Source organism: Pseudomonas putida, from assembly GCA_041071465.1.
In the GTDB taxonomy this organism is placed as follows: Bacteria; Pseudomonadota; Gammaproteobacteria; order Pseudomonadales; family Pseudomonadaceae; genus Aquipseudomonas; species Aquipseudomonas putida_P.
The window spans coordinates 5676556-5692840 of record CP163498.1; the positions used below are offsets into that span (position 1 = coordinate 5676556).

Here is a 16285-nt window from a genome sequence, read left to right on the forward strand (position 1 = left end):
CAGCCTATGCCCGTATCGACATTGAAAAGCCTGAGCACCGTCACAGCCCTCGGCCTGCTGCTCGGCGCCTGCTCGGCCTTCGAGCCCAAGCCCTACAGTGAAGACGAAATGCGTCAGCGGGTCATCGAGGACCAGGCGCGCATGTACAAGGAACAGGAACCGGTCAACGGGCCGATTACCTTCTACGAAGCGTCGGCGCGGGCCCTGAAATACAACCTCGACTATCGCCTGAAACTGCTGGAGAGCGCCCTGGCCTCGGACCTGCGCGATGTTTCCAGCCACGAGATGCTGCCGCGCCTGGTGGCCTCCGCCGGCTACGCCGGGCGCGACAACGATTCCGGCGGCACCTCGATCGGCATCGAAGACCGCCAGGTCAGCTTGCGCCCGTCCACCTCCGAGGAGCGCTACCGCACGCTTTACAGCCTCGGCCTGTCATGGAGCCTGCTGGACTTCGGTGTTGCCTACTTCCGCACCCAGCAAAAGAACGACCAGATGCTGATGGCCGAGGAACGCCGGGAAAAGGTGGCGCAAAACGTCCTGCAGGACGTGCGCAACGCCTATTGGCGTGCCCTCGGTGCGCAACGCCTGCTGCCGGAAGTGGACGGCCTGCTGATGCGTACCCACCGTGCCCTGACCTCTGCCCGTGAAGCCGAGGGCCGTGGCCTGCTGCCGCGCCAGGACATCCTCGCCTACCAACGCGCCCTGCTCGACTCGGTGTACATGCTCACCGTGCGCCGCCAGGACCTGGAGTTCGCCCGCGCCGAACTGGCCGCGCTGATGTCGCTGCCGCCGAACACCCGCATGGTGCTGGCCGACACCAACGAGCAGCCGCTGCCACTGCTCAACGGCAACATGGAAAAACTCGAACGCCTGTCGTTGGAGCGCCGCCCGGAAATCATGGAAGAGTGGTACCGCAAGCGCGTGAGCATGAACGACCTGAAGATCGCCAAGGCCCAGTTGTGGCCCAACGTGAGCTTCAACTACGGCTACGAGTACGACTCCAACAAGTACCTGTACAACAGCGACTGGAACCAGACCGGCATCAATGTCTCGCTGAACCTGCTGCGCCTGCTGCAATACCCCGACATCACCGCTGCGGAAAAAAGCCAGGAAAAGACCGACGACATGCGCCGCACGGCGTTGTCCATGGCCATCCTCACCCAGGTCCGCGTGGGCCTGCTGCGCTACCAGCTGGCCCGCCAGGAAGTGGACTTCGCCGACGAAAGCCTGCGCGTCGATCAAAGCCTGCTGGACTACGCCCGTTCCTCGCGCAGCGCCGCATTGGGTAGCGAGCTGGAACTGATCCGCGCCGAAGGCCGCCTGCTGCTGTCACGCTACCAGCGCGAGGCGGCCTACTCCGATGCACAGGCCGCCTGGGGGCGGTTGTACAACTCGGTTGGCTTTGAAGTGATGCCCAAGGAAATCGAGCAGCATGATGTGAAGACCTTGGCGCGGGAGATCCAGCGAACGGTCGAGCAGCAGAGCCAGGAAAACCTGATATCCGCTGCAAAGTGACCGACCGGCGCAGGTTACCCTGCGCCAGTGGGTGACCCTCGCCTGAGCTTCAGCCAAGCTGCGCTTGCACCAAACATATGGATAAACGTATATTCGCTTTTCCATATGTCTGGTGCTGCCATGATCACTCCACCTGAAGTTTTCAAAAGCCTGTCAGACGAGACTCGCGCTCGTGCCACCCTGCTGATCGCCAGTCTGGGGGAGTTGTGCGTCTGCGAACTGATGTGCGCGCTGGACGACAGCCAACCCAAGATCAGTCGCCACCTGGCGCAACTGCGCAGCAACGGCATGTTGCTGGATCGCCGCCAGGGCCAGTGGTGTATTACCGCCTGAATCCACAGTTGCCCGCCTGGGTACTTGAAATGTTGCAGGTCACCCTGCAGGCCAATTCGCAGTGGCTGGCAGACAATTCCCTTCGCCTGAAGAACATGGACGGGCGCCCCGTTCGTGATTCCGCCTGCTGCTGATCCTCACCAAGCGAAATGTTCATGCTGGTCGCTATTGCTGTCTTCGTCCTCACCCTCACCCTCGTCATCTGGCAGCCAAAGGGGCTTGGCGTCGGCTGGAGTGCCGCGCTGGGTGCCGTCATTGCCTTGCTGGCTGGCGCGGTTTCCCTGCACGATATCCCCACCGTGTGGGCCATTGTCTGGAACGCTACCGCCACCTTCATCGCCGTCATCATCATCAGCCTGCTGCTCGATGAAGCCGGCTTCTTCGAATGGGCCGCGCTGCACGTTGCGCGCTGGGCAAACGGCAGCGGCTATCGCCTGTTCGCCTTCAGCGTGTTGCTCGGCGCCGCCGTGTCGGCGCTGTTTGCCAACGATGGCGCGGCGCTGATTCTTACACCAATCGTCATGTCGATGCTGCTCGCATTGCGCTTCTCGCCTGCTGCGACACTGGCCTTTGTCATGGCTGCGGGCTTTATTGCCGACACGGCGAGCCTGCCGCTGGTGGTCTCCAACCTGGTCAACATCGTCTCGGCCGATTACTTCGGCCTGGGTTTCACCGAATATGCCTCGGTAATGGTGCCGGTGAATATCGCCAGCGTGGCAGCCACCCTGGTGGTGCTTTATCTGTTTTTCCGCCGTGACATCCCAAGGCGGTATGCACTCGATGCGCTGAAGAAACCGAGCGAGGCGATTGTCGACCGCGCCACCTTCAAAGTCGGAATGTGGGTACTGGTGGCACTGCTTACAGGCCTGTTCGCCTTGGAGCCGCTGGGTATCCCGATCAGTGCGGTGGCCGCAGCCTGTGCCGCCGCTCTGTTCGCCGTCGCTGCTTACGGTCACCGTATTTCAACGCGTCGCGTGCTGCGAGAGGCCCCGTGGCAGGTGGTGATCTTCTCGCTCGGGATGTATCTGGTGGTGTATGGCCTGAAAAACGCCGGTCTCACCGACATGCTCACTCACCTGCTCGACCGGCTTGCGCAACAAGGCCTATGGAGTGCTGCCATCGGCACCGGCCTTGTTTCGGCGCTGCTGTCCTCGGTGATGAACAACATGCCCAGCGTTCTGGTCGGCGCCTTGTCGATCCAGGCCAGCGGCGCAGAGGGCCTGATACGTGAGGCGATGATCTACGCCAACGTCATCGGCTGCAACCTCGGTCCAAAAATCACCCCGATAGGCAGCCTCGCCACGCTGCTTTGGCTGCATGTGCTGGAGCGCAAAGGCATGCGCATCACCTGGGGTTACTACTTTGCTGTCGGCCTCCTGCTGACCCTGCCGGTTTTGCTGATCACCCTCTCGGCCCTGGCACTGCGCCTGAGCCTCTGACGTCCGCCATCAAACCGAGGAACCCTCCATGCGAGTCCTGTTCATGTGCACGGCCAACAGCTGCCGCAGCATCCTTTGCGAAGCGCTGTTCAACCACCTGGCGCCGCCCGGTTTCGAGGCAGTCAGCTCCGGCAGCTTTCCCAAGGGGCAGGTTTTACCCCGCAGCCTGACCACACTTCAGCACGCCAACATCTCGACCAAAGGCCTGACCAGCAAAGGCAACGATGCTTTCGAAGATAATCCGCCGGACATCGTCATCACCGTGTGCGACAAGGCTGCCGGCGAAGCCTGCCCGGTGTATTTCGGCCCTGCACTGAAGGCACACTGGGGGTTGGAAGACCCCTCCGATGTGAAGGGGGACGAGGCGTCGGTCGACGCGGCTTTCCGCGCCACTCTGGCCCGCATCGAGTACCGTTGCCAGGCCTTCTTCGCTCTGCCTTTCGGCACCCTCGACCGCGAGCAGCTCAAGCATGAGCTGGACCGCATCGGCACGCTCTGAGCAGGAGGAATACATGTCCGAGCAACTGCCTAACCTCGACCTCACGCTGTTCGACCTGCCGCCAGCGGCAGCCGGAACCTGCGAACACAAACCACGCATCCTGCTGCTGTACGGCTCGACCCGCGAGCGCTCTTTCAGTCGCTTGCTGGTGGAAGAAGCCGCGCGCCTGCTGGAGCACTTCGGTGCCGAAACCCGCACGTTCGACCCATCAGGCCTGCCGTTGCCTGATGATGCGCCCGTGGAGCACCCCAAGGTGCAGGCACTGCGGGAACTGGTGCTGTGGTCGGAAGGCCAGGTGTGGTGCTCGCCGGAGCGTCATGGGGCGATGTCCGCCGTGTTCAAGGCGCAAATCGACTGGATCCCCCTGGCGCTGGGTGCGGTGCGCCCAACCCAAGGCAAGACCCTGGCCGTGATGCAGGTGTGTGGCGGTTCGCAGTCGTTCAACGTAGTCAACCAGCTACGCGTCCTGGGCCGTTGGATGCGCATGTTCGCCATCCCCAACCAGTCGTCGGTACCCAAGGCCTATCTGGAATTCGATGAGGCCGGGCGCATGAAACCTTCGCCGTATTACGATCGCGTGGTTGATGTGATGGAAGAACTGGTGAAGTTCACCCTACTGCTGCGCGACCGCCAGGCGTATCTGGTGGATCGTTATTCGGAGCGCAAGGAAAGCGCCGAGCAGCTATCTGCCCGCGTCAATCAGCGCTCAATCTGACGCGTTCCGTTCGCACCGGAGTGGTTATCCCACCCCGGTGCGCATGAGCACCGATTAGCGGTCTTTGTCCCACTGCGGTTTATCGGTTTGCGATTGCTGGCCGCCCATGCGGTCTTTATCCGTCACATTCTGCTTGTCGGTCCCGCGGTGTTCAGGGCTGCCTCCCTTGCTGCCAGTATCACTAGCGCGGTCTCCTTCCCTGTTCATCTTGTCGTCAGGTTTTTGTCCGGTTTGGCTACCGCCACCCGAGCCTTGACCAGCTTGTTGGCCAGCACCCGCGGTGTTGTTGCCCGCACCGGTGTTGGTATTGCCCTGATTGCCGCCCTTGTCTTGATTGTTAGCCATGATCGCTTACCTCAAGTCACACACAGAAAGGCCTGTGTGTTTGTACGACTGTGGGTTTGCTGGCGTGGGTGCATCTATTCCCGACGTTTCCGATGAGCGATACCAAATGCAGTGACTTGATACTGAGCCACGCTAAATACCGATGCGCCGCTGGATCGAATCCGGCGTCTACGGGTAGTGATGGGGATACCGTGCCATGTCGCTTTCCAGCTTGTCCGCGTCCGCTGCCCGCTTGCGCACCTCGGCGTAGAAAAGTTGGCATTGGTTCTGAAACCTTGTGAAATCTCGCTTGGCCGTGTCAACGGCTGCGCTCAGGTCACTCCCCTTCAGGCCTTCGACAAGTCGCTGTGACGAGGTATACTTTTGCCAGCAGGCTTCAACCTGCTGCAGGCCTTTTTCAAGGGCCTGAGTTTCGATGGTCGCCATCGGTGCACCCTCTTGGGACCGAATCTGGTCCGCCGGTGTGAATCGCCAGAGCGACGATAGCAGGATGAAAGCCCATTACGGCGGGCTTCGGCTGAAAGGGTAGTCTATTTCGGCGTAGCCGCGTGGATGTCCTGGCTTGAACGAGCGCAAGCCAGACAAGCCATCGGGGCCGCTTTGCGGCCCCGGCAAAGGTGTCAGCGCAAATAGTCCTGGACCCACTTCACCCAACAATCGGCGCCCACCTTCACCAACGCATCGTTGAAATCATAATGAGGGTTGTGCACCGAGCAACCATGAAACTCGCCGGTGCCATTACCCAGCATGAAGTAGCAGCCAGGCCGTGCCTGCAGCATGTAGGCGAAGTCTTCGGTGCCCATGACCTTCTTCGGCATTTTGTCCAGCAACGCGCCTTCAACGAACAACGGCCGCAGGCTTTCACGCAACAACGCGCTTTCGTGATCGCTGTTGCACAATGCCGGCGCCAGTTGGGTGAATTGCACCTCGATCTCCACGCCAAAGCTTGCGGCGTGCCCCTTGGCCAGGGCGTCAATGCGGCTGTTGATCTTCTGCTGCGTCTCGGCCGTGTCGGTGCGCACACTCAGCAGCATGCAGGCCTCATCGGGGATGATGTTGTAAACGGTGCCAGCCTGGATCATGCCGATGCTGATGACCGCATACTCTTCCACGCTCAGGTTGCGCGACTTGATGGTCTGGATGCCACTGATCAGGCTGTTCAACGCCATCACCGGGTCTACCGACAGCTCCGGCATCGCACCATGCCCGCCTTTGCCGGTGATTCGAATGCTGACACGCTCGGACGACGCCATGGTTGGCCCCGCCTGCACCACGCAAGTACCCACCGGCATGCCGGGCATGTTGTGCAGCGCATATACCGAGTCACACGGGAAGCGCTCGAACAGGCCGTCGTCGATCATCGCCTTGGCGCCGGCCAGCCCTTCTTCATCCGGCTGGAAGATCACGTTTAGCGTGCCGTTGAAGTTGCGCGTTGCCGCCAGCTGGGCAGCGGCTGCCAGCAGGATCGCGGTATGCCCATCATGGCCGCAGGCATGCATACGCCCAGGGGTTTTGCTGGCATGCGCAAAGGGATTCTTTTCGCTCATGGGCAATGCGTCCATGTCTGCCCGCAGGCCCACACTGCGCGGGCTGTCGCCAACCTTGAGCACCCCGACCACACCATGCCCGCCCACATTGCGATGCACCACATAGCCCAAGGCCTGCAGCTTGTCGGCCACCAGTGCCGCCGTATCGGGGGTGTCGCCACCAAGCTCCGGCGCGGCGTGGATCTGCCGGCGAAGCATGACGAACTCGTCCAGCGCTGCTGCCGAGTGCCGGGGTTGATTGCTGTGCAAAATACCCATATCACGCGCATCCTTTGTTTTCGGGGAAGTTTTTGAGGCAGGCCAGGCTGACGACACCGCCGGCCAGCAGGAAATAGGCAGGTGCCAACGGCGTGCCCAGCGCGGCAATCAGCCAGGTGGCCACCAACGGAGAAAAGCCGCCGAACAACGTCACCCCCAGGCTGTAGCTGACCGAAGTACCGAAGGAGCGACTGGCCTTCGGGAAGCCCTCCATGATCAGCGCAAAGAACGCACCGGCACCGATACAGGTCGGCAGGATCAGAATTGCCACACACATCATGGCCAGGCCCATGTGCTGCACATGCCCCAAGAGGGAGAACACCGGCAAGGTCAACACCACTGGCGCGGCAACCGTCCACACCAGCAGGCGCTTTCTGAGCTGGTACTTATCGGCGAACTTGCCCGCCAACGGGCAGATGACCGCCATGCAACCGCTACTGATACAGGCAATCGCCATCGCGCTGCCCGCCGGATAATGCAAGGCCGTGGTCAAGTAGGTGGGCATGTAGAACACGAACAGGTACATGCCAATGGTCGAACTGGCCATCAGGCCGATGCCCAGCGCGATGCGCTTGAGCAGGTCGCCGTCCAGCCTCTTCTCCCCTTCGCGCGCCGGCGCGGCCTCGTGGGTTTCCGGCAAACGCGTGCGAATGTACCAACCGACCGGCCCGATCAGCAGGCCGAAAATGAACGGTATCCGCCACCCCCAGCTTTCGAGCGCAGCGGGGTCGAGCAATTGGCTGAGGGCCAGGCCAAAGCCGGCCCCGACCAACGCGGCATAGCCTTGGCTGGCGGCCTGCCAGCTCACGCTCTGGCAGCGGTTGCCAACCGCACTGGACTCCATCAGGAACACCGACGCGGTACCGATCTCCCCACCCGCCGACATCCCCTGGATGAGCCGGCCGGTTACCAGCAGCAGCGTGGCGAAAATACCGATCTGCGAATACGTGGGGGCAAAGGCAATCAATGCGGTGCCCAGGGTCATCAGCCCGATGGTCAGGCTCAATGCCGCTTTGCGCCCATGCCGGTCGGCATAGCGACCGATGATCATCGCCCCGACCGGGCGCATCAGGAAACCGACGCCAAACGTGGCCAGCGACATCAACAACGAAGCCATCGCCGAGTCGGAGGGGAAGAAATGCTTGCCGATCAATACAGCAAAGAAGCTGTAGATCGTGAAGTCGTACATTTCCAGCGCATTGCCCAACGAGCAGGCGATCAAGGTTTTGCGTGAAGACGATGCCTGCGCGGCAGAATGCGCGCCCTTGTGCAAGCTTGGCGATGCGGGTAGCGGTCTGGTCATTGTTATCTCCGTTGGCAAATCGCGGCGTGCAGCGAATATCAGCCAATCGGGCACTCAACACACTTGCAGTTTCGGCATGTGGCTAACCAATGGTTAATTGCCTGGCGCGGCCGTTGGCTAAATTGCCCTGAGCTGGCGCACAGTTCGCCCTCACTCCGCGCGCTGCCCCAACAAGGCTCACCGAGCAGCGACCTTGGGGCGGCCTTGCAGCCTGTTCCACGCCTGTCTAATGCGCGTGCTAGCGCCAATCCTCGCGCTGCGCCGGCCTTTGATTAACCAAACGGCATGACCTGGCTGAATAAGCAATCACGCTGCAACCTGTTGTTCACCGAGGCTACAGCCACCACATCACCGTGCTGGCCTGGAGTCGTGAATGAACACTCGCACTACGTCGTTGCTGTTGATGATCCAAGGGGCCTGCCTGGCCGCGCAGGCACAGGCAGAGGGCTTTCCGACGCTCGCTCGGATTGCGCCGGGTTTTGGGTATTACGGGGTGGATCAAGGTTTCGATGACAAACTCAAGGTCTACGGCACCGTGGATGCGTTCGCCAGCTATCACGATTCACAGCACCACTCGGGCTTCAAGCTGGCCGGTGGCGGTGCCTGGACCAACAAGCTCGGGCTGTATGCACGCAAGGGGCTGACCCCCGATACCGTCGTGGAACTTGACGTCGAGGAAGGCTTCAACGTCAATGGCAAGGCCCTGGAGGGCACCTGGGACACCCTCGGTACCCTGCGCCTGGCGACCGTTGCCCTGCGCTCGCGCACCTTGGGCAAACTCGAATTCGGCAAGACCTACAGCATGGGCACCCCCACCTACGCCGACCCGTTCCTGGCCACCTATGGCTCGCCCTACACCTATCTGGCGTTGCCCGCCGCCGGCAAGGGCGCCTTCTACCTGGACCTGCGCCCCAAGCACACCCTGGCCTACACGAGCCCTACCCTCAGCGGCTTCAGCCTCGGTACCGCACTGAGTTTCGGCTTCGACGATGCCGCCAGCCAAGGGCGCACCGTGCGCGGCGGCGGTGCCAGGTTGCAATACCGCAACAGCCGGGTGATGCTGCTGGCCTCGTACAACCTGTACTACAGCGACCCCTGGGATGACGGTGGCGTTTCTCGCCAGACCGCCAACTATTACAAAAGCCTGTCAGCGTTCTACGATTTCGGTCCGCTGGCCACCAGCTTGACCTGGCAGCGCCAGGACGTGGACCAGGCCGGCACGCCCAGCACCACGCTGTACACTTTCGGCGTGATGGCGCCAGTCGGCGAGCGGGATGTGCTGCGCCTGGCGGTGATGCAGCGCCAGGTCACCGCCCATGACAAGGACGCATGGGGGGCGATGGTCGGCTATGACCACTTCATCACCCCGCGCTGGGCCGTGTACGGGCGGCTCGGCATGATCGGCAACCAGCGCGCGTCATCGGTCACCTACGCAGGCACCCCGGTGGATCAGGTGGGTGACAACCCAAGCAACGTGTCGCTAGGCATGTACTACCACTTCTGACGCCACTGGACGGGTTTGCCTGAGCACCTGCCCGCGCAAGCTATGGAACAGCTCCTGGGCAGGCGCCGTGAGGCTGTGGCGGTCAATGCAGACCAGGTTGATGGGGTAATCGGGAATCAGCTCTTGCACCGGCATTGCCACGTACTCGCAATCGACGCCGAAGGTGAACCCCTGGTCCACCGCCAGCTGGCTGATGGTCATCAACGATTCGGTGTTCTTCAGCAGCTTGAGCGCCATCATCACCGAGGTGCATTCGACGGTGTTCTGCGGTACCCGCAGGCCGTTGGCTTCGAACAGCTGATGGAACTGGGAAGCCTGGTCGGACAGCTCGTCCAGGCTGATCCAGTGGGCATACTGCAAGGTGCGCAGTGACTGGGTGAACTTTTGCTGGTTAGAGGCATGGCAGATCACCCTGCCCTTGATACTGCCCAGTGCCTCCCAATCCAGGCTAAGCCGGCTCAGGGGTTGCTGCGAGGTAATGGCAAAGTCCAGGCTACCGTCGCGCAAACGCTGCAGGATCTGGCTGGGGCGCAAGTCGGTGATGGTGATCTTTACCCGAGGGTACTTGCGCCTGAACGCCAGGATACTTTCGTCGACCCCATCCAGCATTGCCGTCAGCGATGTCACCCCGATCGACACCGCCCCCAGCGCCGCATCCTGAATGCTCGCCGCTTCGATCTGCAGGCGGCGGATGCTTTCCACCACGAGGTTGGCATGGCGGATGACACGCTTGCCTTCTTCGGTAAGCGCCATGCCTTTGTGAGAACGCTGCAACAGGATGAAGCCCACCTCCCGCTCCAGTTCCTTGATCGAACGGCTCAGCGCAGGCTGAGTAATGTGCATCAGCTTGGAAGCTTCAAGGATGCTGCCTGCGTTATGGATGGCGACCAGCGCCCTGAGTTGGTGAAGTTTCAACCGTCTTTACCTTGTTGTTAGCGGGCGGTTTGAAATGTTCCTTGGCGGCCCCGACAGCCTATGCCGGCAAGGCCTGAAGCGTGAAACTAGCGCAGCGCAGCCAGCATGCTGGCGGCATCACTGACTTCGAACTTGCCGGGGGCTTCCACCGCGATGTGCTTGACCACCAGGTCGTCGACCAACATGGCATAGCGCTGTGAACGACGCCCCATACCGCGCGCCGAAAGGTCCTGGATCAGGCCCAGCGCCTCGCTGAATTCGCCATTGCCATCGCCGATCATCTTGACCGCGTCACCCACCTGCAGGCTATTGCCCCAGGCATTCATGACAAAGGCATCGTTCACCGAGACACAGAGAATTTCGTCGATGCCAGCCGCGAACAGCGCAGGTGCTTCAGCGACATAACCGGGAACATGACGTTCAGAACAGGTCGGTGTGAACGCGCCCGGCAATGCGAAGATCAGTACTTTTTTCTGCTTGCAACGCTCGCGAATGGAAAAGGCATTCGGGCCGATCGCGCAGGCGCCTGCGTCAGTGTTGTATTGGTAAAGGGTAACGTCGGGCAGTTGATCGCCAATTTTGATCATCGCTGTTTCCTGATTAGGGTGATGGCCGAGCGGGATATGATGCCGCAGTGCGCCACGCCAGGTACACAGTGCTTGCGCCAACGCCCGCCAGTTAACCCGCTGCTCAGGGGAACAGTATCGCCTGAGCATGATCGATGGCAGGAACCGACACCTGACCGCGCTGCGCGACCAGCCATTCGCGCATGCGCTCGGTATCGAAGATCTGCCCCTCTTCCATCATGACCAGAATGAGCGCCTGGGACATTCGGTAACATCCGCATCGGGAACAACACCGCTCTTCCCACCCGTGGGCACACTCGACGGATTCCGCCTGCCCTGCGCAGATCAGACAACTCATGTAAGCCCCCTTTTGTTCTTCATCCATGGAGGGTGGTTGATAAGCCTGGATAATCGTATGGCTTGCGATTGGCATGAGATATTCATGCCAACTGTAAATCCCTCCAATGTGTGTGACAACTTCTGTGGCCCTATCACGCACAGCCGCCTGGCCCAAAAACCGCCTCATCAACCCTGCAAGCAGTGCCCTTGCTGGACAATTCGGTCCTCAGCCCTGACACCCAACAGGCCGAATCGTAGAACGCATCATGAACAGCACTAAAAAATCTGTGAAATATCTTCAATACCCTTCATGCAAGGGGGCTGCCTAAAATACGTCTTAATCAAGGACAACATTAAGACGCCTGAGTGAAGGCCCCGGGAAATGACCGAGTCGATCGACCTCAGGCAACAGGACAGCGCCCAAGATGAATATTGAACCTGAATTTACCGTCAAACGCATCGCCTTCGACGAACATTATCACCCTGCCGAAAACACCCGCATCACGACCAACTTCGCCAATTTGGCGCGGGGTGCGAACCGCCAGGAAAACCTGCGCAACACGTTGGCCATGATTGACAACCGTTTCAATGCACTGGCGCATTGGGATAACCCTGAAAGTAATCGATATCACGTCGAACTGGAAATCATATCGGTCGAATTGAACATTGAAGCCGAGCGGCACGGCCATGCACTGCCGTTGATCGAAATATTGAAAACCCATATTGTCGACCGCAAAACCAACACCCGCCTGGCGGGCATGGTAGGTAACAACTTTTCCTCGTACGTGCGTGACTACGACTTCAGCGTGCTGCTGCTCGAACACAACAAGCATCGGCCAGCCTTCAGCACGCCTGACAACTTTGGCGAACTGCATGGCAACCTGTTCAAGTGCTTCGTCAACTCGCAAACCTACAAGGAGCACTTCAACAAACCACCGGTTATCTGCCTGAGCGTCTCGAGCAGCAAAACCTACCATCGGACCGAAAACCAGCACCCCGTGCTGGGTATCGAGTATCAGCAGGATGAATACTCCCTGACGGATGAGTACTTCAACAAGATGGGCTTGAAGGTGCGCTATTTCATGCCGCCGAACAGTGTCGCGCCGTTGGCGTTCTATTTTGCCGGTGACTTGCTGGCTGACTACACCAACCTTGAGTTGATCAGCACCATCAGCACCATGGACACCTTCCAGAAGATCTACCGACCCGAGATCTACAACGCCAACTCCGCTGCGGGCCATGCCTACCAGCCCAGCCTGAAGCACCAGGACTACTCGCTCACGCGCATTGTCTACGACCGGGAAGAGCGCGGTCGCCTGGCGATCGAGCAGGGCAAATTTGCCGAAGCGCAATTTGTCAAACCCTACCAGGCCACGCTGGAACAATGGTCCGCGCAATACGCCCGTTGATTAATTCAAAGTACAAGGTCACTGTTCATGAACACATTGCTCCCCACTTCCACTGCCGGCAGCCTGCCTAAACCCTCCTGGCTGGCCCAACCCGAAACCCTCTGGTCACCCTGGAAGTTGCAAGACGAACAACTGAGCGAAGGCAAGCAGGATGCCTTGCGCCTGGCGTTGCAAGAACAACAACACGCCGGTATCGACATCGTCAGTGATGGTGAGCAAACCCGTCAGCACTTTGTCACCACGTTTATCGAGCACCTCAGTGGTGTTGATTTCGAGCAACGTGAAACCGTTAGAATCCGTGACCGCTACGATGCGAGCGTTCCTACAGTGGTGGGTGCAGTCGCTCGGCAAAAACCGGTTTTTGTCGACGATGCCAAGTTCTTGCGCCAGCAAACCACACAGCCGATAAAGTGGGCGCTGCCCGGCCCCATGACCATGATCGATACGCTGTATGACAGCCATTATAAAAGCCGTGAGAAGCTGGCCTGGGAGTTCGCCAAGATTCTCAACCAGGAAGCCAGGGAACTGGAGGCCGCGGGCGTTGACATCATCCAGTTCGACGAACCCGCCTTCAATGTTTTCTTTGACGACGTGAATGAGTGGGGCGTGGCCGCATTGGAAAGGGCCATTGAAGGCCTGAAGTGCGAAACGGCCGTTCATATCTGCTATGGCTATGGCATCAAAGCCAATACCGACTGGAAAAAGACCTTGGGCGCCGAATGGCGGCAATATGAACAAGCCTTCCCCAAGCTGCAACAGTCCAGCATCGATATCATTTCGCTGGAGTGCCATAACTCGCATGTGCCGATGGACCTGATCGAGCTGATTCGCGGGAAGAAAGTCATGGTCGGTGCCATTGATGTGGCCACCCCTACCATTGAAACACCCGAGCAGGTCGCTGCCACCTTGCGCAAGGCACTGCAGTTCGTCGACGCCGACAAGCTCTACCCTTGCACCAACTGCGGCATGGCGCCGCTACCGCGCCAAGTTGCCAGCGGCAAGCTCAAAGCGTTGAGTGCAGGCGCGGCCATCGTCCGCCAGGAACTCGCTAACGCACGCTGAAGCAAACGCAGCCACAGGACCTACTATGTTGCTTACCGGTAAGGCTATCGAGCCATCGGCTTTTCGCCAGGCACTCGGGCACTACGCATCTGGTATCACGGTGATTTCATCGCACCATGACGGTGAGCCGATCGGCTTCACCTGCCAGTCGTTCTACAGCGTGTCGATGAGCCCGCCGCTGGTGTCATTCAGTGTGATGTCCAGTTCGGCCAGCTACCCAAGAATTCGCCAGGCTGGCCGCTTCATGGTCAATATCCTGTCGGGTGAACAGGCCGGCATTTCCAACCGGTTTGCACAGCGAGGCGCCGACAAGTGGCACGGCGTCCAATGGCAGGTGTCGCCGCTGGGTAACCCGATCATTGCCGGCTGCCTGCACTGGCTCGATTGCGAAATTCACGCCGAGCACACCGCCGGGGATCACCTGATCGTGATTGGCGAAGTGAAAGCGCTGAACCTGCAGGCAGGTGCTGCTGCGCAGCCGCTGCTGTATTTCAAGGGGCAATATTGCAACCTCGCCGCGCACCACGCGGCTTGAGCCTCAGCCCTACTCACGGAAACCCACTGAAAGGGATTGTCAGGACCACTCGATAATGAGGAAAACCCACCTCTAGCGAGTGGATCCGTAATTTACCCATGATCGATTTACGCCACCTGCGAACCCTCCACGCGCTGCGTGAAACCGACAGCCTGCACGAGGCCGCCGAGCGCCTGCACCTGACCCAATCAGCCCTGTCGCACCAGTTCCGCGATATGGAGGAGCGCATCGGCATGCCGTTGTTCGTGCGCAAATCCAGGCCGGTGCGCTTCACCAGTGCCGGGCTGAAGCTGCTGCAGTTGGCCGATCAGGTACTGCCGCAGATCCGCAGCACCGAACGGGACCTGGGCAAACTGGCCGGGGGCTCCGCCGGGCGCTTGCACATCGCCATCGAATGCCACAGCTGCTACCAGTGGCTGATGCCTTCGGTGGATGAGTTCCGTGGCGCCTGGCCAGAGGTAGAGCTGGACCTCGCTTCCGGTTTTTCCTTCGCGCCGCTGCCGGCCCTGGAGCGCGGGGACCTGGACCTGGTGGTGACCTCCGACCCGGTGACCCTGCCGGGTATCAGCTACGTGCCGTTGTTCGGCTACGAGGCGCTGCTGGCCATCGACAACCATCACGTCATGCGCCACAAGCCTTACCTTGGGCCCGCCGATATTGCCAGCCAGACACTGATCACCTACCCGATCGAACGCAGCCGCCTGGACATCTTCACCCGCTTCCTCGACCCCGCCGACGTCGAACCCGCACAGGTGCGCACCTCTGAACTGACCGTGATGATGATGCAACTGGTGGCCTCCGGGCGCGGCGTTTGCTGCCTGCCCAACTGGGCAGTGCATGAGTACAGCTCACGCGGCTATGTCACCGCCAAGCGCCTCGGCGAACACGGCTTGCAGGCAAACCTCTACGCAGCGCTGCGCAGCGACATGCTGGAAGTACCCTACGTGAGTGATTTTCTGCTCACGGCCAAGGACATCTCCTTCACCACGCTGGCGGGTGTCAGCGTGGCTTCAGGCCCGGTCCTCTGAAAGAAAGTTGGGCAGCCGTTTCATCCCCCGCTGCCCAACCCACGCTTACACAGCCTGCGCCTGTCGGTCCGCATGGTAGGACGAGCGCACCAATGGCCCGGAAGCTACATTCCTGAAACCCATCGCCAACGCTTGCTCGGCAAACCAGGCGAACGTGTCCGGGTGGACGAAGCGCTGCACCGGCAAATGACTGCGCGAAGGTTGCAGGTACTGCCCCAAGGTCAACATGTCGACCTGATGCTCGCGCAGGCGCTGCATCACTTCGAGCACCTCGGCATCGGTTTCGCCCAGGCCAAGCATAAGCCCTGACTTGGTCGGCACCGTGGGTACACGTTGCTTGAAGCGCTCCAGCAGGTCCAGCGACCACTCGAAGTCCGAGCCCGGACGTGCCGCCTTGTACAAGCGTGGCACGGTCTCGAGGTTGTGGTTGAACACATCCGGTGGTTGCTGCTCGGTGATCGCCAGCGCCACGTCCATGCGCCCACGGTAATCCGGCACCAGGGTTTCCAGTTGGATGCCCGGCGACAATGCGCGGATCTCGCGCAGGCAATCGACAAAGTGCTGGGCACCACCGTCACGCAGGTCGTCGCGGTCTACCGAGGTGATGACCACGTATTTCAAGCGCAGGTCAGCAATGGCGATGGCCAGGTTCTTCGGCTCGTCGACGTCGAGCGGCTTGGGCCGACCATGGCCGACATCGCAGAACGGACAACGCCGGGTGCAGATGTCGCCCATGATCATGAACGTCGCCGTACCGCCAGAAAAGCACTCGCCCAGGTTCGGGCAGGCGGCTTCCTCGCACACGCTGTGCAACTTGTGCTTGCGCAGCAGGGCCTTGACCCGCGCCACCTCCGGTGTAGTGGGAATCGCCACGCGGATCCAGTCGGGTTTGCGGGGTACATCTTCGGTGGGGAGGATTTTCACCGGGATGCGCGCCACCTTCTCGGCACCGCGCAGTTTCACCCGGCCTGCA

The 16285-nt window shown here is 60.5% G+C and carries 17 protein-coding genes and 1 pseudogene; 10 read left to right on the plus strand and 8 right to left on the minus strand.

The genetic code is table 11. The features are described 5' to 3' along the window. Nucleotides 1-6 precede the first annotated feature (6 nt). The 5 genes and pseudogenes from AB5975_26050 to arsH all read left to right on the plus strand — a co-directional run bounded on the left by AB5975_26050 (nt 7) and on the right by arsH (nt 4501). On the plus strand, nt 7-1515 hold the full coding sequence (locus tag AB5975_26050) for a TolC family protein (protein XDR19897.1): 1509 nt from the start codon (nt 7-9) through the stop codon (nt 1513-1515). Nucleotides 1516-1635: 120 nt separating this feature from the next. Continuing rightward, nucleotides 1636-1982 (plus strand): annotated as a pseudogene (locus AB5975_26055) (metalloregulator ArsR/SmtB family transcription factor). Between the two features lie 21 nt (nt 1983-2003). Beyond that, on the plus strand, nt 2004-3287 hold the full coding sequence (locus tag AB5975_26060) for an arsenic transporter (protein ID XDR19898.1): 1284 nt from the start codon (nt 2004-2006) through the stop codon (nt 3285-3287). A gap of 28 nt (nt 3288-3315) precedes the next feature. Next, on the plus strand, nt 3316-3786 hold the full coding sequence (locus AB5975_26065) for an arsenate reductase ArsC (GenBank protein XDR19899.1): 471 nt from the start codon (nt 3316-3318) through the stop codon (nt 3784-3786). A gap of 13 nt (nt 3787-3799) precedes the next feature. Further along, on the plus strand, nt 3800-4501 hold the full coding sequence (arsH, locus tag AB5975_26070; GenBank protein ID XDR19900.1) for an arsenical resistance protein ArsH: 702 nt from the start codon (nt 3800-3802) through the stop codon (nt 4499-4501). 54 nt (nt 4502-4555) lie between these two features. Here the strand turns inward: arsH and AB5975_26075 are convergent, their stop codons facing one another. From AB5975_26075 to AB5975_26090, 4 genes are all read right to left on the minus strand, one after another. Next, the gene (locus AB5975_26075; GenBank protein ID XDR19901.1) at nt 4556-4846 is read right to left on the minus strand and encodes a hypothetical protein; all 291 of its coding nucleotides are present in this window, start codon (nt 4844-4846) and stop codon (nt 4556-4558) included. 168 nt (nt 4847-5014) lie between these two features. Continuing rightward, nucleotides 5015-5272 carry a hypothetical protein gene (locus AB5975_26080; GenBank protein ID XDR19902.1) on the minus strand — a complete coding sequence of 86 codons (258 nt, stop codon included), beginning with the start codon at nt 5270-5272 and terminating at the stop codon, nt 5015-5017. A gap of 194 nt (nt 5273-5466) precedes the next feature. Next, nucleotides 5467-6651, minus strand: coding sequence for a M20 aminoacylase family protein (locus tag AB5975_26085; protein XDR19903.1), 1185 nt, complete (start codon nt 6649-6651; stop codon nt 5467-5469). 1 nt (nt 6652) lies between these two features. Beyond that, nucleotides 6653-7954 (minus strand): MFS transporter, encoded by a 1302-nt coding sequence (locus AB5975_26090; protein XDR19904.1) that lies wholly within the window; start codon nt 7952-7954, stop codon nt 6653-6655. A gap of 373 nt (nt 7955-8327) precedes the next feature. Between AB5975_26090 and AB5975_26095 the strand changes: the two genes are divergently transcribed. Next, nucleotides 8328-9458 (plus strand): porin, encoded by a 1131-nt coding sequence (locus tag AB5975_26095; protein XDR19905.1) that lies wholly within the window; start codon nt 8328-8330, stop codon nt 9456-9458. Here AB5975_26095 and AB5975_26100 read toward each other — a convergent pair. The 3 genes from AB5975_26100 to AB5975_26110 form a co-directional block, all read right to left on the minus strand. Then, on the minus strand, nt 9435-10373 hold the full coding sequence (locus AB5975_26100; GenBank protein ID XDR19906.1) for a LysR family transcriptional regulator: 939 nt from the start codon (nt 10371-10373) through the stop codon (nt 9435-9437). The two genes, AB5975_26095 and AB5975_26100, sit on opposite strands and share 24 nt — an antisense overlap. Nucleotides 10374-10459: 86 nt before the next feature. Beyond that, nucleotides 10460-10960, minus strand: a complete 501-nt coding sequence (locus AB5975_26105; protein ID XDR19907.1) for a peroxiredoxin — start codon at nt 10958-10960, stop codon at nt 10460-10462. A gap of 103 nt (nt 10961-11063) precedes the next feature. Next, nucleotides 11064-11204: a hypothetical protein gene (locus AB5975_26110; protein XDR19908.1), complete on the minus strand. Its 141-nt coding sequence runs from the start codon at nt 11202-11204 to the stop codon at nt 11064-11066. Between the two features lie 499 nt (nt 11205-11703). On the opposite strand from AB5975_26110, the gene AB5975_26115 reads away from it, so the two are divergent. From AB5975_26115 to AB5975_26130, 4 genes are all read left to right on the plus strand, one after another. After that, nucleotides 11704-12687, plus strand: a complete 984-nt coding sequence (locus AB5975_26115; protein XDR19909.1) for a DUF1852 domain-containing protein — start codon at nt 11704-11706, stop codon at nt 12685-12687. Between the two features lie 27 nt (nt 12688-12714). Continuing rightward, nucleotides 12715-13749, plus strand: coding sequence for a methionine synthase (locus AB5975_26120; protein ID XDR19910.1), 1035 nt, complete (start codon nt 12715-12717; stop codon nt 13747-13749). A 25-nt stretch (nt 13750-13774) separates the two neighbouring features. Then, complete coding sequence (locus tag AB5975_26125; protein XDR19911.1) at nt 13775-14284, plus strand: flavin reductase family protein; 510 nt, start codon at nt 13775-13777, stop codon at nt 14282-14284. A gap of 98 nt (nt 14285-14382) precedes the next feature. After that, on the plus strand, nt 14383-15312 hold the full coding sequence (locus AB5975_26130) for a LysR family transcriptional regulator (GenBank protein XDR19912.1): 930 nt from the start codon (nt 14383-14385) through the stop codon (nt 15310-15312). Nucleotides 15313-15357: 45 nt separating this feature from the next. Here the strand turns inward: AB5975_26130 and lipA are convergent, their stop codons facing one another. Then, the gene (gene lipA / locus AB5975_26135) at nt 15358-16275 is read right to left on the minus strand and encodes a lipoyl synthase (GenBank protein XDR19913.1); all 918 of its coding nucleotides are present in this window, start codon (nt 16273-16275) and stop codon (nt 15358-15360) included. Nucleotides 16276-16285: the final 10 nt, after the last annotated feature.

Excerpts from the sequence above, each read along its gene's own strand:
- AB5975_26090 (XDR19904.1), bottom strand. The coding sequence starts at position 7,954 with ATGACCAGACCGCTACCCGCATCGCCAAGCTTGCACAAGGGCGCGCAT.
- AB5975_26125 (XDR19911.1), top strand. The coding sequence starts at position 13,775 with ATGTTGCTTACCGGTAAGGCTATCGAGCCATCGGCTTTTCGCCAGGCA.
- AB5975_26110 (XDR19908.1), bottom strand. The coding sequence starts at position 11,204 with ATGTCCCAGGCGCTCATTCTGGTCATGATGGAAGAGGGGCAGATCTTC.
- AB5975_26080 (XDR19902.1), bottom strand. The coding sequence starts at position 5,272 with ATGGCGACCATCGAAACTCAGGCCCTTGAAAAAGGCCTGCAGCAGGTT.
- AB5975_26065 (XDR19899.1), top strand. The coding sequence starts at position 3,316 with ATGCGAGTCCTGTTCATGTGCACGGCCAACAGCTGCCGCAGCATCCTT.
- AB5975_26095 (XDR19905.1), top strand. The coding sequence starts at position 8,328 with ATGAACACTCGCACTACGTCGTTGCTGTTGATGATCCAAGGGGCCTGC.
- AB5975_26120 (XDR19910.1), top strand. The coding sequence starts at position 12,715 with ATGAACACATTGCTCCCCACTTCCACTGCCGGCAGCCTGCCTAAACCC.
- arsH (XDR19900.1), top strand. The coding sequence starts at position 3,800 with ATGTCCGAGCAACTGCCTAACCTCGACCTCACGCTGTTCGACCTGCCG.
- AB5975_26060 (XDR19898.1), top strand. The coding sequence starts at position 2,004 with ATGCTGGTCGCTATTGCTGTCTTCGTCCTCACCCTCACCCTCGTCATC.
- AB5975_26085 (XDR19903.1), bottom strand. The coding sequence starts at position 6,651 with ATGGGTATTTTGCACAGCAATCAACCCCGGCACTCGGCAGCAGCGCTG.
- AB5975_26130 (XDR19912.1), top strand. The coding sequence starts at position 14,383 with ATGATCGATTTACGCCACCTGCGAACCCTCCACGCGCTGCGTGAAACC.
- AB5975_26075 (XDR19901.1), bottom strand. The coding sequence starts at position 4,846 with ATGGCTAACAATCAAGACAAGGGCGGCAATCAGGGCAATACCAACACC.
- AB5975_26050 (XDR19897.1), top strand. The coding sequence starts at position 7 with ATGCCCGTATCGACATTGAAAAGCCTGAGCACCGTCACAGCCCTCGGC.
- AB5975_26115 (XDR19909.1), top strand. The coding sequence starts at position 11,704 with ATGAATATTGAACCTGAATTTACCGTCAAACGCATCGCCTTCGACGAA.
- AB5975_26105 (XDR19907.1), bottom strand. The coding sequence starts at position 10,960 with ATGATCAAAATTGGCGATCAACTGCCCGACGTTACCCTTTACCAATAC.